We start from the raw sequence: 21,223 nt of genomic DNA on the forward strand, positions 1-21,223 counted from the left end.
GTCCGAAGACCCACAGCCGGAGTCGATCTCGGGTCGAACGGGGTTCGACTCGCATTTGTAAGGTTAGCCTAACCATAACAAAATACTCGATGGTCGGTAAGGGGTACGGGGTTTCGGATCAGCGGGATGCGGCGCGGGCGGCGCGACGCCGCTGCGCCCGGCTCGCGACGCGCTGGGCGGCGGTGACCACCCGGACCGGGCGCAGGGTGTGAGCCAGCCGGTACGGGGTTGGGCTCCGATAGAGCTCGGCGAGTGAGAAGTGTTGTCCCAGACGGTCTTCCAACAGGGCGTGGGCCCGGATCGCGCTGATCGAGGTGCCGCCCTGATCGAAGAAGCTGTCGTGGATGCCGAAGTCACCGACGCGCAGTGCCGCGCCGAAGACCGAGGCGATCGTGGCATCCAGACCGCCTGTGTCCGAGGCATTCTCGCCGGGGGCGTCGGTGGTGGCGGCCTCGATGCGGATGGGTATTCCGAAGCGGTCTCGCACCGTGCCGAGGGTGCCGAGGACCTGGTCGCGGGAGGCCGCGTCGAGGCGCAGCACCAGATCGGCGGCCGGTGTCTCGGGTTCGGTGAGCAGTCCGGCGATGCGTGCGCCGCGCGGGTCGAGTCCGACCAGCGGGTTCGGTGTGTCGCGGCGCAGGCACAGGTCCAGGGAGGCCAGGGCCTCGGCCGGGTCCAGGGCGCGGTAGCCGTTGGCGCGGCCCAGATCGCTGAGCGTGCTGGTGCGGTTCAGCCCGACGCCGTGCCAGGTGGACCAGGCGATGGACTGGGCGCGATGGCCCCGGGCGCGGAATTGTCCGGTGCGGGCGTCGAGATGGGCGTTGGCCGCCGCGTACGCGCCCGCGTGGGCCGCGCCGAAGACCGCGTTGACCGAGGAGAAACCGATCCAGCGCAGGTCGGGGCGTGAATCACCCAGGCGCATCAGGGATTCGGCGACCGATATCTTGGCGGTGAGGGCGGCGTCGAAGTCCTCGACCGTGGATTCGGCCAGCGGGTGTTCGGCGAAATGCCCGGCGAGGTGGATCACGCCGTCGAGGGTGCGGCCGAAGTCCCGCTCCGCTGATTCGACGCATTGCCGCAGGGCTGCTTCGTCTTTCGGATCCAGTTGTGCGTGGCGGATCGCGTCCGAGTCGGCGGGGGCCGGGGAGCGGCCGATGACCAGCAGGCGCAGGCCGTAGCGGCGGCGGAGGTGGGCGGTGACGAGGGTGCCGACACCACCTCGGCCGCCGCTGACGAGATAGAAATCGCCCGGTGCGGGTGGTTCGGAATCCGGTGGCGTCGTGGTGCGGCGTAGGCGGGGGACGAATCTGGCATCGCGTAGTGCGACGACCGGATCGCCTGTGCTGCTGGCGATCTCGTGGGCCAGTTGTGCGGGGGTGATCGAGGGCGTGGTGTCGATGTGGCGGATGTGGGATTGTTCGAGTTCGGCTCGTGCGGTTTCGATCAGGGCGGCGCAGGCCGCGTGCAGGGGGTCGGCGGGGGCGTCGACCGCGAATGCCTGACTGGTCACCACGGTTACCGTTGTGCCGGAGGGGGATTCGGACAGTGCTGTTGCCAGTGCTGTCAGAACCTGTGCGGGAGTGGCGGTGTCGTCCAGTGCGGATGCCTCGGGGGGTGCGCCCTCGAGGGTGCCGATGGTGATGACCGTGCCCGGGTCCGCCGGTGTGTCGGCCTCGAGCTGTCTGCGGGCCCAGGTCAGATCGAAGAAGTGGTCGGCGACGGTGCCCGCGTCGCCCGACGCGACTCCCGAGACGGCGAGATCGGCTGCCAGGGAAGCGAATTCGCCGCGTTCGTAACGCTCGCGCAGCGATGAGCGCTGGATCTTGCCGATTTCGGTCTTGGTGATCGCGCCCCCGGGGAGCGGCAGCACCACGGCGGGCGAAACCCCTACTGTTGCAACGACTGCGGCTCGGATCGCCGAGACCGCCGACGCCGCGTCCGCGGATTCGGCGAGACGGAAGAACACGATCAGCTGTTCACCGTCGCCCTGCTGGACCGCGCACGCGGCCGACCAGGAGGTCAGCGTGCAATCCAGGCGATCGACCGCGGCCTCGATCTCATGGCACGGATAGTTGACGCCGTTGATGATGACGACATCCTTGGCGCGGCCGGTGATCTGGAGGCTGCCGAGCTCGTCGATACGGCCCAGGTCGCCGGTGTCGAACCAGCCTTCCGCGTCGAAGGACGCCGAATTCTGCTGTGGCAGACTGCGATAGCCGCGCGTGACGGTGGCTCCGGAAACCTGGAGTCGGCCGACCTCGCCGGTGGCCAGCAGTCGATCCGCGTCGTCCACGATGCGGATGCGGCAGCCGGGAATCGGTCCGCCCAGATGGGCGAAGGTATCGGCACGCGAGGTGGAGCTGCGGAAACGCGGGGAATACACCACGCCGGAACAGGTTTCGGACATCCCCCAGACCGGGACCATGGTGTCGGCGGCCAGGCCGTGCGGGGTGAGGGCGTCCAGGAACGCGGCGGCGACGGCGGGGGCGATGGCCTCACCGGCGTTCAGCGTCATGCGCAGGGCGGACAGCTCCCAGCTGCGGTCGGGCGCAGCGACGACGGCCTCGCTGACCAGGCCGAATGCGAAGTTCGGGGCCCAGGTGCTGGTCACCCGGAAGCGGTCCATGGTGTCCAGCCAGCGCAGCGGGTCGGCGAGAATCCAGTCCGTGGGGGCGTGGATCTGGTCGACGCCGTGGTAGACATCGCGCAGATGCCACATGACCACGCCGCCGACGTGATCCAGCGGCATCCAGTTGAACGAGACGTAGTCGCCGCTGAAATCCTCTACGGTGCGCAGGGATTCGCCGCGACGCAGGATATTGCCGTGGGTGAGTTCCACTCCCTTGGGGGCTCCGGTGCTGCCGGAGGTGAACATGAGCAGCGCGACGTCGTCGGGGCCGAGTTCGGGGAGCGGGGTCGCGGTGGTCGTCGTCCCGGGGCGGGAGGATGCGCCGATTCCGATGGCGCGCACCGGATCTCCGTCCGGGGTGTGCCAGGTGCTCAGCGTGTCGTACTCGTCGCGTCCGGCCAGGACGATCGGCTGTTCCAGGTTCTGCCAGATGCGCAGGAAGCGGTCGCGGGCCGGGCTCGGCGCGGTGTAGTCCACCGGTGCGGCGACGGGGGCGGCGACCAGACCGGCCAGCAGGCAGGCCCAGACGCCGATGAGGAAGTCCTCGGTGTCGCGGGATTGCAGGATGAGGGGGTCGCCGGTGCGGCTGCCGTCGGCGAGCAGGGCGGTGGCCAAAGTGGTTGCGCGGGCGAGTAGCTCGGCGTAGGTCGAGACGGATTCGTCGTCGGTCGCGCGGAGGTGGCGGATGGTGCCGGGGCCGGTGGCGGCGGCGGTCAGTGCGGGGCCGAGGGCGCGCCAGTGCGGTTCGGGTTGCGGGCCGCCATCGGAGAGTGCCGGGCCGGTTCCGGGGACGCCCTCGCCGGTTGCGGTCGGTGCCGTGGTCGGGACGGCCAGGCGGTGCAGGGGTGGTGCGGTCGGTTTGCCGGTGGTCGCCGTGGCCGCGCCTGCCGTGGTAGCGGCAGTGGTGAGGCGTTCGGTTTCCATGGCGTCGAGTACTGGAATGCGTTGCAGTGCCTGGGTATCGATGCGGCCGGTGGTGTCCAGTGGGAGCGCGCCGGGGAGGGTGACGACGGCGCTCGGGACGAGGGCGCGCGGGACGTCTTCGTCTAGTAGGCGCAGGACCGCGCGTCCATCGATGGCAGTGTTCCGCGAGACGTAGGCGATGGTTTCGCGCTGGCCGTCGGTGTTCGTGCGGTCCAGGACGGCGGCTTCACGCAACTGCGGCAGCGTCAGCAGGGCGTCGCGTACGCGGGCGGCGAGGATCGGGCCGCGGCCGGTCCAGACCGTGTTGTCGGTGCGCTCGAGGTCGATACGCAGTCGTTCGCCGGTGAGGGTGCCGCGCAATCCGGTCGGCTGCGCATCGAGGTGGATCGTGCCTCGGAAGCCGTGTGGGACAACGGTATCGAAGTGGTCCCTAACGGTCAGCTCGCCGAAGCTGTGGGCGGTTGCGTCGGCGTCGATGCGCAGGTACCAGCCGTGGGCCTCGTCGCCGTAGACGGTGTGGGTGTGAGTGGGGGACGCTACCGATTCGCCGACGGCGATCGTGGTGCCTTCGAAGCCGGAGAGTTCCGCGCCGGAGCCCAGTGCTACGTCGGCGTCGGCGGAAGTTGTGCTGAATCTTCCGAATTCGATTGCTGCCCAGAGGATATCGGCTGCATGAGCCGCGTCGCCGAGCCAGATCGAACGGGTTCCGTTGCCGGGGAACCACTCTCGCATCGTTCGGACCTGGGCGGCCACGGTCGCGCGATCCAGCAGTTCGAGGCCGGTCGGGGTGGTTACCAGGATTGCGGGGAGGTCGGGGGTCTGGTCGACGGGCGGCAGAGTGGTGGTTGTCGCGGATTCACCACTGCCCGGTGCGTTCAATGGGTGGACGCCTGGTGTGCGGAAGCCGACGGCGAACCAGTTCTGCGGCCGGTAGTGGCGATCGGCGGCGGAGATCTCCTGTGCCAGTGCGACATCCGAGTCGCGCGGGTCCAGTGGCAGCCACACTCCACCCCGGCGCAGGGTGGCGAGTGCGGCGGTCAGCACCTCGCTCGAATGCAGGTGGCCGGATGTCGCGACCACGTCACCGGGGCGCATGCCTGCCTCGTGCAGCACGGCTTCGTACCGCTCGACCGATGCGGGATCGGGGGTGAAAGATTTCGACGATCTGCTTCCGGGCGAGGACAGTATCGCTTCGATGATCGACGTGAGTTGATCAGGTGCGGCGCTTGGGCCGGAAGAATCGTCTGCCGAAGAGTTCCGTGCTGATCCCGCTGGCGAGGTGGGACCGTTATCGGATGCGGTACTGCCGCCCACCTGCACGTCGGCCTGGCGATCGGAGTCGAGCCTGGATCCGGTTGCTGCGGCGATACGGAGAGGATCGCTGTCACGTCGCAGTACGGACTCGGCCGGGAGCACCAGCTTGGAGAACTCCAGATCTGGTGCCGCACAACAGCTTCGCAGCATCGTGGTGAAGGTCTGCCCGAGACGCTCGACGGTCTGCGCGTCGAACAGATCGGTGCTGTAGACCAGCGCGGCGCGCAGCCGGTCCGGGTGTTCCCAGATGTGCAGTTCCAGCTCGAAGCGGGTGGAACGTTCGTCCTCGTCGATCCGGACCACATCGAGATCGGCGAAGCGGACGCGAGCGTCGGCGAAGTTCTGCAACGCGAACAACAGCGGGAAGGTGACCTCGCTGGTGTCCTGGGTGCGGCGCAACGCGGGCACGATCTGCTCGACGGGGGCGTCCTGATGGGCGAACACGTCCATGGTCGCGGCGCGCACGCGGGAGAGCAGGGCGCGGAAACTCGGCTGCCCGGTCAGGTCCACCGGGATGGGCAGCGTATTGACGAACAAGCCGATCAGGTCGACGATCTGCGGATTGTCACGATTGGCCAGAAGCGTTGCGGCGGTGACATTCTCGCTCCCGCCGCTGGCCCGGGACACGGTCGCGGCCCAGGCGGACAGCAACACCATGTACAGCGTCGCACCGTCACCCCGGGCCAGCGCACGTGCGGCGTCGGCGACCGTGGCGTCGATATCGAATTCGTGCCGGGCCCCGCTCGACGTGCGGGTGGCCGCGCGGGGACGGTCGGTCGGTACGGTCGACTCGGCGAGTCCCTGCGGGAACAGCTCACGCCAGTGCGCGATCTCCGCGTCGAGTGCGGCCTGATCCGCCTTGCCGTGCTGCCATTCGGAGTAATCGGCGTAGTGAATATCCAAGTCGGGCAACGCAACCGGGACATTCGCCACGCGCGCCTGATAGAACGCGTCCAACTCGCCCAGCAGGATCTTCAGCGAGAAACCGTCGACCACGATGTGGTGCACCACGATCGCCAACAGCCGATCCTCGCCGCCGAGGTCGAGCAGCGCCGCCCGCAACGCACCGGGTTCGCCCAGATCGAAAGGGGCGTCGATGAGTTCGTGCAGGATCGCGGCGACGGCGGGCCGGTCGACGAGCTCGGCATCGGCCGCATCGCTAGCCTCCACACGATGCCGCGCCAGCTCGAACCGCCCACGCGGATGGATCCGCTGCTGGAGTTCGCCGTCCACATCGGCGAACGAGGTGCGCAGCTGCTCCTGACGCTCGATCACGTCGGCGAACGCACCGGCCAGCGCATCGGCATCGAGCCTGCCACGCATCCGCAGCAGCAGTGGCACGTGATACGACGGGTCCGCGGGGTCGAGCCGATGCAGGAACCACATCCGCTGCTGCGCGAAAGACGCTGGGAAACCGAGTATTTCGCTCATGACCGCACCACACGCCGAGTGCTGCGGACGATCACATCGGCGGCCGGGCCCGAATTGCTTTCCGAGCGAGCGAGTTCCACCAGTTCGGCGAGGCCGGTGACGGTCAGGTTGCCCGAGGAGAAGAACTGCTTGACCGACAGGCTCACGCCCAACTCCTTGCGCAGGCTGGTGACCAGCTGCATGGCCAGCAGCGATTCACCGCCGAGGTCGAAGAAGTCGTCGTCGGCGCCGACCTTGTCGATACCGAGGACCGCCTGCCACGCCTCGGCGATCCGGCTCTGGAGCGGGCCGTCGGGTTCGCGGTAGGGGACCGACAGGTTGGGGCGGGCGTTGAATGCCGAACCGCCACCGAATATTCCGCGACCGGCGGGGGCGGGCTGTTCGGATGTCTCGGCGGCGGTGGTGGTGAGGGCGCGGGAGCCGATGATCAGCGCGTGGTCGACCGGGATCGGACCCTCGTGGGTGTCCATATCGCCCTGGACGTGCACGTCGGCGAATCCGGCGCCGCGCAGCAATTCGGCCCACTGCTTCGGCGAGACCAGCGGCGAATGGGTGCGCAGCGAGTCGGTGAAGTACCACCAGCCCTCGAACAGACCCGCGGTGAGCATCGAAACCCGGCGCTGCTGAGCGGATTCCAGCAGCAGCAGGCTGCCGCCGGGGGCGAGCAGGGAGTGCACCTTGGAGACGGTGGTGGCCAGTTCGGGGGTCGCGTGCAGCACGTTGAACGCGAGGATCACGTCGAACGGTTCGCTGAAACCCTGCGCCTCGGCGTCCGTGGTGACGTCCAGCACCCCGAAACGCATCCAGTCGTAGCCCTCCTCCTGGGCCTTGCGCTGGGCGGCGACCACGAAGGAGCGTCCGAGGTCGGTGAAGGTGTATTCGACCGGCGTGCCGTGCACCGCCTCGGCGACCACCCAGGTCAGATAGCCTTGTCCCGCACCGACTTCCAGGATGCGCAGCGGGCGGTCGCGACCGGCGGCGAGTTCGCGCAGGGTCGAGCCGACCAGCCGGGTGTAGATCGCGACGTCGCTGTGCGCGAGGCGCTTGTCGACGACCTCGGTGGAGCGATCGTCGGACCCGTTGGCGAACATCACCTCGGTACCGGCGATCTCGCCCGTGCACACCTGGCGGTAGCGAGCCGAGCAGTAGTCGAGGAAGGCCAGTTCCTCTTCCGAATCGGGGTACTGCGTGAGCAGCGCGGCCCGTTCACGCTCGAGTTCGCCTTCATCACAAGGCTTCTCGGTGAAGCGCAGCAGCTCGCCCTCGCGAACCGCGTATCCGTCGGCGAGCAGCAGGGACAGCAGCGCGTCGAAGAATCGCTCGTAGGGTGCGACGAACTTCTGTTCGGCGGCAATCGCCTTCGGGTCCACAACCGCGCCCGGCGCTGTGTCGCAACCGATTTCACGCAGGAAGCGGCCGACGTAGAGCGCGCACAGTGCTTCGAGCCGGGAATCCAGCCCCTGTTCCACGTGCTCGACCGGAATCTGTTGACGCAGTTCGCTTTCGCGCCGACCCAGGTAGCCGAACAGGTCGAACCGGCGGGTCGCGCTGCGGGCGGGCGGATCGATCCAGAACCGGCGACGCTGGTAGGCGTAGCCGGGCAGGGTGACCTTGCGGGCGTCCGGGGAACCGGTGAGCGCCAGGTCGACAGCGCCGCCACCGGCCCAGATGCCGCCGAGCGCGGTGAGCAGGACGGTCCGGTCCTCGGTCTCGTCGCGACGATGCCGCATGGCCGGGGGTGCGACCGATTCCTTACCGGCTTGCAGTTCGATCAGCCGGGTCAGGCCGCGGCCGGGTCCGGCCTCCACGAACAGCGGCGCGTGTTCCTTGACGAGGGTGTCGATACCGTCGGCGAAACGCACGGTCTGGCGGGTGTGCCGCAGCCAGTAGTCCGGATCGGTGGCCTCGGCGGTGGTCAGCCAGGTGCCGGAAACGTTGGAGATCACCGGGATTCGTGGCGCGTTCAGCGTGACGGTCGCGAGAACCTTTGCCAGCGCGGGCAATTCGGGATCCAGCAAGGCGGAATGCACCGCGGGCAGCGGCAGCCGGTTGACGTCGACGCCCTTGGCCTCCAGAACGGTTTCCAGCGCGGCGATTTCGTCTTCGGGCCCGGATACCGTGGTGTGCAGCGGGCCGTTCACCGTCGCGATGCCGAGGTTCGCGGTGAGGTATTCGGCGAGTTCGTCGGTGCCGAGCAGCACGCTGGTCGCGGCGCCACCGGCCCGGTCCAGCAGGCGGGCGCGCTCGATCACCACCTCGATGGTGTCCTCGAGGCTCATCACCCCCGCGATGCAGGCCGCGGCGTATTCGCCCAGGCTGTGACCGATGAGTGCGGTGGGGGTGACGCCGTAGCGGGCCAGGGTCGCGGCCAGGCCGATCTCGGTGGCGACGATGCCCGCGAAGGCGACCGCCGAATCGCCGCCGTCGGCGAAGCCTTCCGGATCGCGCAGGTGATCGACCAGATTCACGCCGGTCAGCGGTTCGGCGGCCGCGGCTGCCGCGTCGATGACGTCGCGGAAGGCAGGCTCGGAGGTGTAGAGCCCCAGGCCCATCCGGGTGTAGGCGGTGCCGCCGCCGGGCAGTACGAACACGACCGCGCGGTCGTCGGTGGCGTGCACCGGCGTCGCGGCGGACAGCGCGTCGCGGGCCTCCTCGATGCCGGAAGCCGCTACGGCCGTGCGGAATTCGTACTCCTCGCGGGCGACGCGCAACGTGTGGGCGACGTCGGCCAGGTCGAGTTGCGGGTTGGCCGCCAGATGCGCCGCGAGTTGCTCGGCAGCCGCGCCGACCGCTTCGGGGGTGCGGGCGGAGAGCGCGAGAACCTCAGGGGCACTGGTCTTTTCGCGAGCATCTTCGCGCCGCGGCGCGCGTGCCAGGATGACGTGGGCGTTCGTACCGCCGATACCGAAGGAACTGACCGCGGCCAACTCCGGCAGCGAATCGTTCCACTCGGTCACCCCGGTCGCCACCCGGAACGGGCTGGCGTCCAGATCGAACAGCGGATTCGGCGCGGTGTAGTGCAGGCTCGGCGGGATGGCCCGATTCTCCAGGGCCAGTACGGTTTTGATGAATCCGGCGACACCGGCCGCGGCGTCCAGATGGCCGAGGTTGGTCTTCACCGAGCCGAGCAGGCAGTACCCCGTGCGGTCGGTGCCGGTGCGGAAGGCGTCGTCCAGGGCCCGCAGTTCGATCGGATCGCCGACCGGGGTGCCGGTGCCGTGCGCCTCGACGTAGCCGATGTCCTCGGGCGTCGTCCCGGCCGCGGCCTGCGCGGCGAGGATGACCTCCACCTGACCGGGCGCGCTTGGCGCGCCGTAACCGGCCTTGCGGTTGCCGTCGTTGTTGACCGCGGAACCCTTGATCACCGCGCGGATCGGATCGCCGTCGGCCAGCGCGTCGGACAGGCGCTTGAGCACGACCACGCCGACGCCGTCACCGGGGAACATGCCGTTCGCACCCGCGTCGAACGCGCGGCACCGGCCGTCCGGGGACAGCGGGCCGTCCGCGATCGCCATATACCCCTGGTGCGGATTGGGATTCAGCGACGCGCCACCCGCCAGCGCCACATCGCACTGGTAGCTCAGCAGATCCTGGCAGGCCACGTGAATGGCGACCAGCGAGGTGGAACACGCGGTCTGCACGCTCATCGCGGGACCGGTGAGGCCGAGTTTGTAGGCGACCCGGGTGGCGATGCCGCCGGGGGAACTGCCCGAGGTCGCGGGCAGTGACGCCATCGAATTCGCCTGGTCCATGACGTGCGGGTACACGTTCTCCAGGAAGTAGCGGCTCTGGCTGCTGCCCGCGTAGACGCCGATCCGGCCGTCGAACCGATCCGGCACGTGCCCGGACTGCTGGAGTGCCTGGTGGCAGCATTCCAGGAACAGGCGTTGCTGCGGGTCGATCAGCTCGGCCTCGGACGGGCGGTAGCCGAAGAAATCTGCGTCGAACCGGTCGATGCCATCGACCGTCGAGGCCACCCGGACCAGCGCGGGATCGGCGAATTCGGCTTCTGTCCCGCCCCCGGCGAGGAACTGTTCGAGCGTGAATTCCCTTGCGCCCTCGTGACTTTCGAGCAGATTGCGCCAGAACGTCGGCACGTCCGGCGCGCCCGGGAACCTGCCGTCCATACCGATCACCGCGATCGCGTCCGCCTCGGCGTCCTCGGCGAGGTCCTCGAATTCGTTGGTGTCGGTCATCTGAACTTCCTTCCGAGCGGTGGAGCCGGGCTGGCAGACCGAGGTGGCCTGCGGAGTCGGGGTGGGGGAACACAGGCCGAGCAGGGCGGCGTGGAATGCGTCGAGCAGGGCGGCGGTGTCCTCGGCGCGGTGGCGGTCGCGGTCCGCGACGATGCCGAGCTGGAGCCCGCCGTCGTGCTCGACCGATTCCAGGACCAGGTCGAATCGCGCGGTGCCCAGGTCGACCGGGGTGAGGGTGGTGCGCACGCCGTCCAGGGCGAGTCCGCCCGCGAGTTCGCCGCGTGCGGAGAACACCGCGTCGAACAGCGGGCCGACGGCGCCGGGTCGGGCCGCGCGTTGATCGGCGACCACGACGTCGAACGGAACCCGTTGGTGCGCATAGGCTTCGATGCTCTTGGCGGCGACCTCGGTGAGTGGATCGGCCGCGGTGAGGTCGATGTCGACCAGGACGAGATTGCCGAAGTTGCCGAGTACCGCGTCCGCGCCCGGTGCGCTGCGGTCGATCACCGGGACGGCCAGGACGGTGGTGTCGCGGCCGGTGCGTTGCGCGATGGTCATCGCGGCGGCGGTCATGACGACCGTGGTTTCCGAAATACCGTGTGCGCGTGCGGTATCGGTGACTGCTTCGAGATCCTGATCGGTCAGTTCCCGGAATGTCCTGCGGCCCGCGCGCGGGGGGAGGGTCGAACCCGGGCGGGGCGGCAGTGGCCGGGAACGCCAGTAGTCGCGGGCGGTGGTGTAGTCGATGCTGTGGGCTTGATCGTCCTCTGCCAGTGCGTAATCCAGATAGCGGCCCGCCGGAGTCCGCGCGCGGATCTCGCCGTTCCGCCGGGCGCGGTAGGCCGCGGAGAGGTCGCCGAACAGGATGTCCCAGCAGTTGTTGTCGAATGCGATGTGGTGCAACGCGATCCACAACACCCAGCCTTCGGATTCGTCCCGGGTCAGGCCCGCCCGGATCGGCAGATCGGTGCTCAGGTCGAACGGGCGGATGGCCTCGGCGTGCGCGTGGGCGATCGGGTCGGGATGGCTTATTCGAGTGACTTCGAAATGGCGGACCGCGTCGGCCTGAGGGGGTGCCACACCGGCCGCATCGGTCGGGCGATGCGCGGCACGGTCAGGATTGCTGTTGTGCGTCGCCTCCGGTGACCACTGCGTATCGGTGTCGGCGATCGAGGCGCGATCGCCGACGCCTACCGCATCGCCGACACCTACCGCATCGCCGGGAGATGTCGCATCGGCGTGGGTTCCGGCCGGGGCGGTGTCTCGGTTGCGTGCCGAATCGGATGGCGGGGCCGTTTCGCCGTGTTCCGGATCCGGTGGCAATTCCAGGATGTGTTGTGTGGGAAGGCCGTTTGCGTCGGTGCGGTAGACCGTGCGCAGGATGGAGTGGCGGGCCACGACATCCGACAGGGCCGCGCACAGGGCGTCCGGGTCGAGGGTGTCGTCGAGGTGGATGGTCACGGCCAGATGGTTGGCGGCGCGGCCGGGGGCCAGGCGTTCGGCGAACCACATGCGGCGTTGGGCCGAGGAGAGGGGGCCGCTGTCCGGGGCGGGGCCGGTGAATGTGGTGCGGGTGGTGGGTTCGGGGGCCGGGCCGGTATCGAGGGTGTGTCGGGCGGCCTGTTCGATGGCCGGGCCCGCGTGGGCGAGGAGTTCCCGGGCGCAGGTCGCGACGTCGATACCGGCCAGGACAGCGCGGGCGGAGACCTCGCATCCGGCCAGTTCGCGGCGGAGGCGGGCCAGAATTCTGGTGGCGGACAACGAATCTCCGCCGAGGGCGAAGAAGTTCTCGTGCGGGCCGACCCGGTCCAGACCGAGCACGTCGGCCCAGGCGGCGGCGATCACCGTGCTCAGCGCCGAATCGGTGGCGTGGCCGGAATCCGTTGTCGGGGAATCGTTCAGGGCCGCCTGGCCGCTTGCCGTCAGCTGTTTGCGGTCTACCTTGCCGCCCGGGGTGAGCGGCAGGGCCTCGAGGATCAGGATCCGGCTGGGGACCAGGTATCCCGCGATGCGGTCGAGCAGGTGTGCGCGCAGGGTCGGCTCGTCGGCGTCGGCCACGACGTGGGCGATCAGGGCGCGATGTCCGGGGCCGGACAGCTGCGGGACCGCCGTGACCACGGCGTGCTGCACATCCGGGTGGCTGCGCAGGGCGGCCTCCACGGCCGAGGGTTCGACGCGGCGGCCCCGCAATTGGACCTGGGAATCGCTGCGGCCGATGAATTCCAGCGTGCCGTCCGGACGACGACGCCCCAGATCCCCGGTGCGGTAGAGCCTTTCGCCGGTGACCGGATGCCGGATGAAGCGCCGGGCGGTGAGTTCGGGATCGCCCCGGTACTCGCGGGCCACACCGATTCCGCTGCAACACATTTCGCCGACCACCCAGTCCGGGCATTCGAATCCGCGTTCGTCGAGCAGGTGGTAGCGCGCGCCGGGAATGGGTCTGCCGTAGGGCACGCTGATCCAGTCCGGATAGTCGGCCGGATCGCCGACGCGGTGCCAGATGTTCCACAGGGTCGTCTCGGTGGGACCGCCCACGCTGACGAGTTCGGCGGTGCCGAAGACCGCGCGATAGTCGGCGGCCAGTTCGAGTGGGAACCAGTCCCCGCCGAGGAAGGCCAGCCGCAGGGGCAGTTCGCCGAGATCGCCCGAGGCGTTCTCGCGGTGGTAGTCCAGCAGCATCCGCATCATCGCCGGGACCGAATTCCACAGGGTGACACCGTGTTCGGACATCAACGTCAGCCAATGCTCGGGATCGGTGCGTCGCGCGGCATCGGGCGCCACGACGCAACCGCCCGCACCCAGCACGCCGAACACGTCGAACAGCGACATGTCGTGGTGCAGCGCGGTGACCGCCAGCGAACGATCCTGCGGCCCGATGCCGAACGCGTGAGCGGTGGCGCGCAGACAGTTGACGACGCCACCGTGCTCGACCGCGACCAGCTTGGGCTCACCGGTCGACCCGGACGTCGGCAGCAGATACGCCAAACTGCTTGCGGTAGTGATCGTTTCCGGAAGGCCCCGGTTCGACGGCACTACCTGATCGACAGCCAGCGTGGGTGGTGTCCCCTCCGGCAACACCTGCTCGGTCGCGCTATCGGTCAGCACCGCAACCGGCCGCGCCCGCTCCAACAGCGCCGCGATCGATGACGTCGGCAACTCGGGATCGATGGGCAGATAAGCCATTCCGGCCCCCAACGCCCCGATCGCCGCCGCGATCTGCCGAGGCGACTTACCCATGACGATCGCGACAATCGGTTCGGCCGCACCGGATTCCGGCGACACCTCGCGCAACCACCACGCGATCGCCGACACCTCGGCGAACAACTGCGCGTAGGTGAATTCACGCCCATCCGCCCCACGCAGCGCCGGAGCGTCGGGTCGCAAAGTCACTTGCTCCAGAAAGTCGCTGTGCGCCAGCGAATTCTCATCGGTGAGTGCTGAAATATCCTTGTACGCTTCGCTATCCAGCGCCCCGCTCCCCAGGCTGCCAGGGGCTGCCGCACCCGGGGTCGTGCTGTTGGTAACCGACGCATCGCGGCCGGTGAGACGAGCGCCGCGTCGGGCCCGCTCACCGTTCGAAGTTGCGCTGCCGCCGCCGAAATCGAGCCCACGCCGCAGGTGTCCGCCGGTCGAGTACACCGCGTCGGGGCCTGTGGGATCGGCACCGTGCTGTGTCCGATCGCCTATTGCGCGCGCGGCGTCGAAGCCGATCGGATCCGTGCTGCTCCAACAGGTTTCGTCGTTCGCCAGGTTGCGCAGTAGGGTCGACCAGGCGGTGAACATCGCCTCGATGACGCCGGGCCGCAGCACATCTCGCACGTAGTCCCAGTTGATGTACAGCTCGCCGAGCCGCTCCTCGAGCTGGACGTCGAGGTACACCTGGGGGGTCGAGGTGATGTGGTAGACCGGCTCCAGGGCGCGCACGAGTGCGGAATCGCCCTTGGAGAAGGCCAGTGTGCTGGTCAGGACTACGGGCATCAGGACGGGCCCGTGTTCGGTGCCGTGTAGTTCGCCGAGTCGGCGCAGCAGTTCGGTGCCGCTGATCACCCCGTACTCGAGCGCCTCCCACATGCGGTGCTGGGCACGGAAGGCGAAGTCGGCGAACGGTTCTCGCGCGCTCGCGTCGATGTCGAGCAGGGTGAAAGTCGCGAATTCACCGGCGACGTCCTGCACACCGTCCAGCAGTTCGTTGCGGCCCATGCGCGGGACGTTCAGCGTGAACCGGGGTGTGGCACTCCAGTGCGCGACGACCTGAGCGAACGCCGCGATCATCAAACCGCTTGCGGTGAGCCCGTGTTCGGTGGCGACGGCCTGCAAGCGAGCCCAGGTCGACGCGTCGAGCACGTCGTCGAGACGATCGAATCGCGGGTGGGTCACCGACTCCGGTTCGCGTCGCAGCGGAAGTTGCGGCGGGCCCGGCAGATTCGGCAGGACGGTATCCCAGTACTCGTTCGCCTCGGTGATGTCCTCCGGATCGGTGAGTTCCCCGGCGGCGAGGACGTAGTCCCGGAACGAGCAGGTCAGCGCGGGCAGTTCGGCCTCGGGGTCGTCGTAGTAGAGCGACAGATCCCGAAGCAGCACATGCCAACTCGCGTAATCCAGCGTCAAACCATCGACGCCGACGTGCAACCGGGCCCGCACCGCATCGGCCCGATCGGTATCTCCCACCAGCGACAACGCCATACCGAAGATCGGATACCGATCGCACGCGCGCACCTCGTGCGCCATCGCGTCACGCACCACGGCCAGTTCCGCCGCGACGGCGGATTCGTCCAGCCCGCGCAGATCCCGAAGTACCAGACCGGAATCGGGCACCTCGGTCAGGATCCGCTGCGTGGCGGTCCTCGCGTCCACCACCGCGCGCAACATGTCGTGCCGATCCACCACGCGCGCCCAGGCCGCCGTGAAACGCTCCGGATCGATCACACCGCGATATTCGAGATACGCATGCGTGGAAACGTTTCCGAGCGGGTAGAAGTCACCGCGCCCGATGAGGTAGGCCCGCTGCGTATCGGTCAGCGGAAAGGGTTCGTGGCGTTCGGTTGTCATCGTTTGTTCCTCCGGCGCGCGGCGGCCGCCCGTTGCGCGGATTTGGCCGCCTCGGCACGTCGCTTGGCCGCCGCGACCGCATCGCCGTCGACCCGCGTCTCCGTGCTCGGCTCACCGGTCCGCTGCTTGTCCAGGTGGGTGGCGAGTTGCCCGATCGTGGTGTGCTCGAACAACTCCAGCAGCGCGATCTCGACCCCGAATTCGGCATCGATCAGGTTCTGCACCCGCACCATGGCCATGGAGTGGCCGCCGAGTTCGAAGAAGTTGCGGTTCGAACCGACCGATTCGACACCGAGCACCTCACACCAGATCCGGGCCAGCCGCACCTCGGTGTCACCGCTGGGCGCGATGCGATCGGGCGCCTCGTCCGGCACCGGAACGGCCAACGCGGCCAACCCTTTTCGATCGACCTTGCCCGCGGTGGTCAGCGGAATGCTGTCCAGCACGGTGATGCCGCGCGGCACCATGAAGGTCGGAACCCAGCGGGTGAACCACTGCCGCAACAGGTTCGCGTCGCACCGGGCGTCCTCCTCGGGCTGGCAGAACGCCGCCAGTTCCCCCTCGGAGTCCAGCACGACCGCGGCGCGGCGCACCGCCGGATGGCGCATCGCCACGGCCTCGAGTTCGGGCAGTTCCACCCGGTGCCCGTGCACCTTGACCTGATGATCGACGCGGCCGCAGAATTGCAGTTCGCCGGTCACGGTGAACTTCGCCAGATCGCCGGTCCGGTAGAGCCGGGTGCCGGGCAGTCCGGAAACCACATCGGCGACAAAGGATTCCGCACTTCGACCGGGCGCGTTGACGTAGCCGCGTCCCAGCGGCAACCCGCCGATGTACAACTCACCGACCGCGCCGACGGGAACGGGACGCAGTCGCCGATCCAGAACATATACGCGCGCACCGGGATTCGGCGTCCCCATGGTGACCGCGGTACTCGCACCGCCCGACGGAACGTACTTGCGGCACGCCACCCCGATGGTCGCCTCGGCCGGACCGTACCCGTGGAACATGGTCGCCTCGGAGAAGGCCGCCGCGAACCGCCCGTACAGCTCATCGGTCAAAGCCTCACCGCCACACCAGACATAGCGCAGCGAACGCGCCCGCGTGGTGCTGTCACGACGATCCAGGATGAGATCCAGCATCGAGGCCACGACGTAGAAGAAGGTGACCTGGTCGCGTTCGATCACCTCGAGCAGATGCCCGATATCGGCCTCCCGCTCGGGCGCGACGATGGCCAACCGGCCGCCGACCGCGAGCGGCAGGAAGATCTCGTTGATCGAAATATCGAAGCCCAGTGGCGCTTTGAACAACACCGCGTCGGATGGCCCGAAGTCCAGCAGGCCCTGCTGCCAGCGCAGCCGGTAGCCGATCGCGCCGTGCCGGATCATCACGCCCTTGGGCGTTCCGGTCGAGCCGGAGGTGAACATGACGTACGCGAGTTGTTCGGGATCGACCGTCGGTAGCGTGTGCTGGCCGGGTTCGTCGTCCGACCGCACATCGAGCATCGAAATACCCTGTGGCACTTCGGACACCGCAGTGGGATCGGCGATCATCAGCGAGACGCCCGCCTGTGCGAGCACCTGACTGCGGCGTTCGGGCGGCCAGGTCGTATCGACGGGCACGAAGGCCGCACCCGCCCGCATCACACCCAGCAGCGACACCACGTAGTCGATGCCGCGCGGCAGCGACACCGCGACGATCTGCTCCCGCACCACACCCGCATCCAGCAGCCTGCGCGCCAAACGCGCTGTGGCCGCGTCCAATTCACCGTAGGTGAGCGATGCCGAATCGGTCGTGATGGCGACCGCCGCGGGATCCCGCCGCGCCGCCTCGAGGACGAGTTCGGGCACCGCGGGTGGTCGAGCGCCGCGCGGAATCCCGGTACTCGACACATCGGCCGAATCCGGATGCCCGGCACCGGTCCACCCCGTGTACAGCAGCTCACGCTGCGCGGACGGGACGATCGAAACCTCCGCCAGTGCCGAATCCGGCTCGGCGGCAAGATATTCCAGCGCGGCGGTGATGGACTCGGCGATCCGAGCGATGGTCTCGACGGCGAAGATGTCCAGCGCCCCGGTCACCGCACCTCGGATCTGCCCGTCCTCCTCCCAGACGTTGCACACCAGATCGAACCGCGCGGTGTCGACCCGATCGATGATCGCCTCGCCGACGGCCCCACCCATCCGCAGCGGCTGCACCGGCTGCTGCCCGATCACCATGGCCTGCGGAATCGGCGTCCGGTTGGCGGTCGCGTCCCAGCCCAGCTCCGCGATGAGCTCGTCGAAGGCCACCGACTGATGGGCCAGCGCCTCGCCGATGGTGTCCCGCACCTGGTCGAGCAGGGTGCTGAACGGCAGGTCGGGGGAGATGCGCTCGCGCAGCAGCACGGTATCGGCGAAGGAGCCGACCGCGTCCCGCTCGGCGGCATCGAGGCGGCCGTGCGTGACGGTGCCGGTCAGGATGTCGGTCTGCCCGGTGAGCCGATGCAGCACGGTGATGAATGCCGCGGTGACCAGCGCGAAGGTACTCGCGTGATGACGTTGCCCGAGCGCGCGCAACTCGGCCGACGGAGCCGCGTCGACATCGAAGGTGTGCGCGTGCCCGGCGAAGGTCGGCGTATCCGGCCGCGGCCGGTCCGCGGGCAGTTCCAGCGCGGCGGGCTCACCCGCCAGACGCTCACGCCAATAGTCCAGCGCCACAAGCTGTTCGGCCTTGCTCGCCGGATCCTCGCGACGCAGCATGAGATCGGGGAACTGCGCGACTCTCGCGGGCAGCTGCGGCACCCGCGATTCGAGCTCGGCCGCGTACAACTCGGCCAGTTCGGAGTGCAGCACCGCGACGCTCATCCCGTCGGCGATGCTGTGATGCGCGCACAGCAGCATCAGATGCGGACCATCGGGAGCGCTGCCGGGCGCGAACGCCAGCCGAACCAGCGGCCCGGTACCGAGATCGAAAGGTGCGGAATCGATTTCGCTGATCCACTGCTCGGCGGTACGACCGTTGCTCTCGCGTACAGTTAGAATGTCCACACCGTCGTCCGCCTCGTCGACGACGGCGAACGGCATGTTCTCGTGCACCACGAACCGCGTCCGCAGCGCCGCATGCCGAGCCAGCAGCCGCTTGCTCGCCCGCCGCAGCGCCTCCACATCGACACTGCCGCGCAACCGCATCGGAAATCCGATGTTGTAGGCACTCGACGTCGGGTACAGCTGCATGAACAACCACATCCGACGCTGCGCCGCACTCAAGGGAATCCGCATACCCGGCTGCCAGCTGTGCGTCTCCACGACGGTCGAAACCCGTTCGCGCGCATTGATCAACGTCGCCAACTGCGCGGGAGTCGTTGCCTCGGACAGCAATTCGCGAATGGACAGATCCACCGCACACGCCTCGCGCATCCGATCCACGATCCGCGCCGCCAGCAGCGAATGCCCACCCAGATCGAAGAAATCGTCGTGCACCCCGACCTGCTCGAATCCGAACTCCGCGGCCCAGATTCGCGTCACCGTGGTCTCGGTGGCAGAACTCGGCGCGACATACGGCGGCAGGGTGATCGGCCGCGGATGCACCGACTCGGCCTGCTCAGCGACGACATGCTGCACCTGCTGCGGCGGCTCGGGAGCCCAACACCGTTGGCGCAGATAGGGATGCCCCGGCAGCGCGAGCCGAACCGGAGTGTGCGCACCACGCAACACACCCGGATCGATATCGCCCTGATCCTCGAGCCACGCCCGCCCGACCGTCCGCAACGTCGCGAGATACTGCTCATCGTCGAGCCCGTCGACATCGGTGCCGGGCACGACCCCCGCGTCGGCGATCGACACCGAGAAATTCGAGGACTCCTGCGAATCGTCCCGCAGCACACGTTCGGCCTCGGCGATATCGGTCACGATGAACGCCGCCCGCACCGCATGACACTGCCGCCCCGACTGCAACGTCCACGCGAACGCCCGCAGATCCGTATCCCGATGCGCGGCAAGATGATCCGCCAGCTCCTTGCGCATATCCCGCAACTGGACGGTACTGCGCGCCGACAACGTCAGCAGCTCCGCGACCCGCCCCGGCGCGGGCAGATCCCGTCGCGGAGCCTGCGCGAGCACCGCATGCGCATTGGTGCCCCCCAACCCGAACACATGCACACCCGCCCGCCGAATCCGCCCCGACGCATGCTCCGGCCAGGCCAGCAGCTCGGGATTCACCGCGAACGGCGTGCCGTCGAAGTCGATGCGCGGATTGAGCGGCGAACAGTTGATACTCGGCGGCAACTCGTCGTGCGTGAGCGACAGCAGCACCTTGGCCACCCCGAGCGCGCCCGCGGCGGCCCAGGTGTCGCCGATGTTGGGTTTGTGCGTGCCGATCAGCACCCGGTGCTCGCGGTCGCGCAGCAGCCCCTCGAACCCCTCGCTCAGCGCCGCGATCTCGATCTCGTCGCCGAGAGCCGTTCCGGTGCCGTGGGTTTCGAGGTAATCCAGTTCGTCGGCCTCGATGCCCGCGACGCCCAGCGCCTCGGCGACCGCCTCGGCCTGCGCCCCGGCATCGGGTGCGGCGAATCCGGCCTTGCCCGCGCCGTCGTTGTTCACGGCCGTGGCCTCCAGGACGCCCAGAATGGGGTCGCCGTCGGCGATCGCGTCGGCGAGCCGCCGCAACGCCAGCACCGCGACGCCGTCACCGGGCGTGGTGCCGTCGGCGTGCGCGGAGAACGCGCGGCAGTGCCCGTCGGGGGAGTTGATCCCGCCCTCGCGGTAGCGGTAGCCGGTGTACTGCGGCACGTAGACCGTCGCCCCACCGGCCAGGGCCAGATCGGATTCGCCCGCGAGCAGGCTCTGCGCGGCCAGATGCACCGCGACCAGCGAGGTCGCGCATCCGGCCTGCACATTCACCGCCGGACCGCGCAGGCCCAGCGACCAGGCGATGCGGGCGGCGAGGAAATCCTTGCTGTTGCCGAGCAGATGATCCATGCGCGCGGCCGGATCGTGCCGCTCGAGCGGCAGCAGATGATGCTGATAGTACGAATCCGGGCCGGAGCCGGCGAACACGCTGATCGCGCCGTCGAACCGGGCCGGGTCGATGGCCGCGGATTCCAGTGTCTCACTGGCACATTCGAGCAGCAGCCGCAATTGCGGGTCGGTGGTTTCGGCTTCCCGGGGGGTGAGGCCGAAACGCCCCGGATCGAACTGTTCGATACCGTCCAGCACCGGACGGGTGCGGACCAGCGCCGGATCGGCGATCTCGGCGTCGCTGAGCCCGGATCGGCGCAGTTGCTCGTCGGTGAAGGTGGTCAGCGCCTCGTGGCCCTCGCGCAGCAACGCCCAGAACTGCTCGGGCGTCTGCGCGCCGGCGGTGCGCAGCGCCAGGCCGACCACGGCGATGGCGTTCTCGTCGACCGAGTGCTCGCCCGTCGATGCGGTCATGACGCGTCCGATGCGGTGGTTCCGGTGAGGCGCAGCCAGGCGCCGAGCGTGGGCTCGGACATCATCTCGGCGAACCGCAACCGGATTCCCTCGCGCTTGAGCAGACCCGAAATCTTCATCACCCGAACCGAATCCAGGCCCAGGGCCATCAGATTGGCTTCGGAATCCAGCGCTCCGGCGTCGGCCCCCATCGCTTCCCCGACCAGTCTGCGCAGCAGATCGTCGGGATTCGGCCTATCGGACATTCGTATTTCTTCTTCCGTCGAGAT

General features: G+C 68.6%; 4 protein-coding genes. All 4 read right to left on the minus strand.

Translation table 11 applies throughout. The features are described from left to right. Nucleotides 1-118: 118 nt before the first annotated feature. Genes NRB20_RS30695 through NRB20_RS30710 form a run of 4 tightly spaced genes read right to left on the minus strand, consistent with a single transcriptional unit; the run spans nucleotide 119 to nucleotide 21,199 of the window. On the minus strand, nucleotides 119-6,298 hold the full coding sequence (locus NRB20_RS30695) for a condensation domain-containing protein (RefSeq protein ID WP_153414904.1): 6,180 nt from the start codon (nucleotides 6,296-6,298) through the stop codon (nucleotides 119-121). Continuing rightward, nucleotides 6,295-15,543, minus strand: a complete 9,249-nt coding sequence (locus NRB20_RS30700) for a non-ribosomal peptide synthetase/type I polyketide synthase (RefSeq protein WP_153414905.1) — start codon at nucleotides 15,541-15,543, stop codon at nucleotides 6,295-6,297. The genes NRB20_RS30695 and NRB20_RS30700 overlap by 4 nt, the downstream gene beginning before the upstream one ends. After that, on the minus strand, nucleotides 15,540-20,954 hold the full coding sequence (locus NRB20_RS30705) for a non-ribosomal peptide synthetase (RefSeq protein ID WP_153414906.1): 5,415 nt from the start codon (nucleotides 20,952-20,954) through the stop codon (nucleotides 15,540-15,542). Before NRB20_RS30705 ends, NRB20_RS30700 begins: the two co-directional genes overlap by 4 nt. Beyond that, nucleotides 20,951-21,199, minus strand: a complete 249-nt coding sequence (locus tag NRB20_RS30710; RefSeq protein ID WP_153414907.1) for a phosphopantetheine-binding protein — start codon at nucleotides 21,197-21,199, stop codon at nucleotides 20,951-20,953. Before NRB20_RS30710 ends, NRB20_RS30705 begins: the two co-directional genes overlap by 4 nt. Nucleotides 21,200-21,223: the final 24 nt, after the last annotated feature.

The sequence above is a fragment of the Nocardia macrotermitis genome (assembly GCF_009604405.1).
GTDB lineage: Bacteria > Actinomycetota > Actinomycetes > Mycobacteriales > Mycobacteriaceae > Nocardia > Nocardia macrotermitis.

Coding starts and splice junctions, on each gene's coding strand:
- NRB20_RS30695 (WP_153414904.1), bottom strand. CDS start 6,298: ATGAGCGAAATACTCGGTTTCCCAGCGTCTTTCGCGCAGCAGCGGATG.
- NRB20_RS30700 (WP_153414905.1), bottom strand. CDS start 15,543: ATGACAACCGAACGCCACGAACCCTTTCCGCTGACCGATACGCAGCGG.
- NRB20_RS30705 (WP_153414906.1), bottom strand. CDS start 20,954: ATGACCGCATCGACGGGCGAGCACTCGGTCGACGAGAACGCCATCGCC.
- NRB20_RS30710 (WP_153414907.1), bottom strand. CDS start 21,199: ATGTCCGATAGGCCGAATCCCGACGATCTGCTGCGCAGACTGGTCGGG.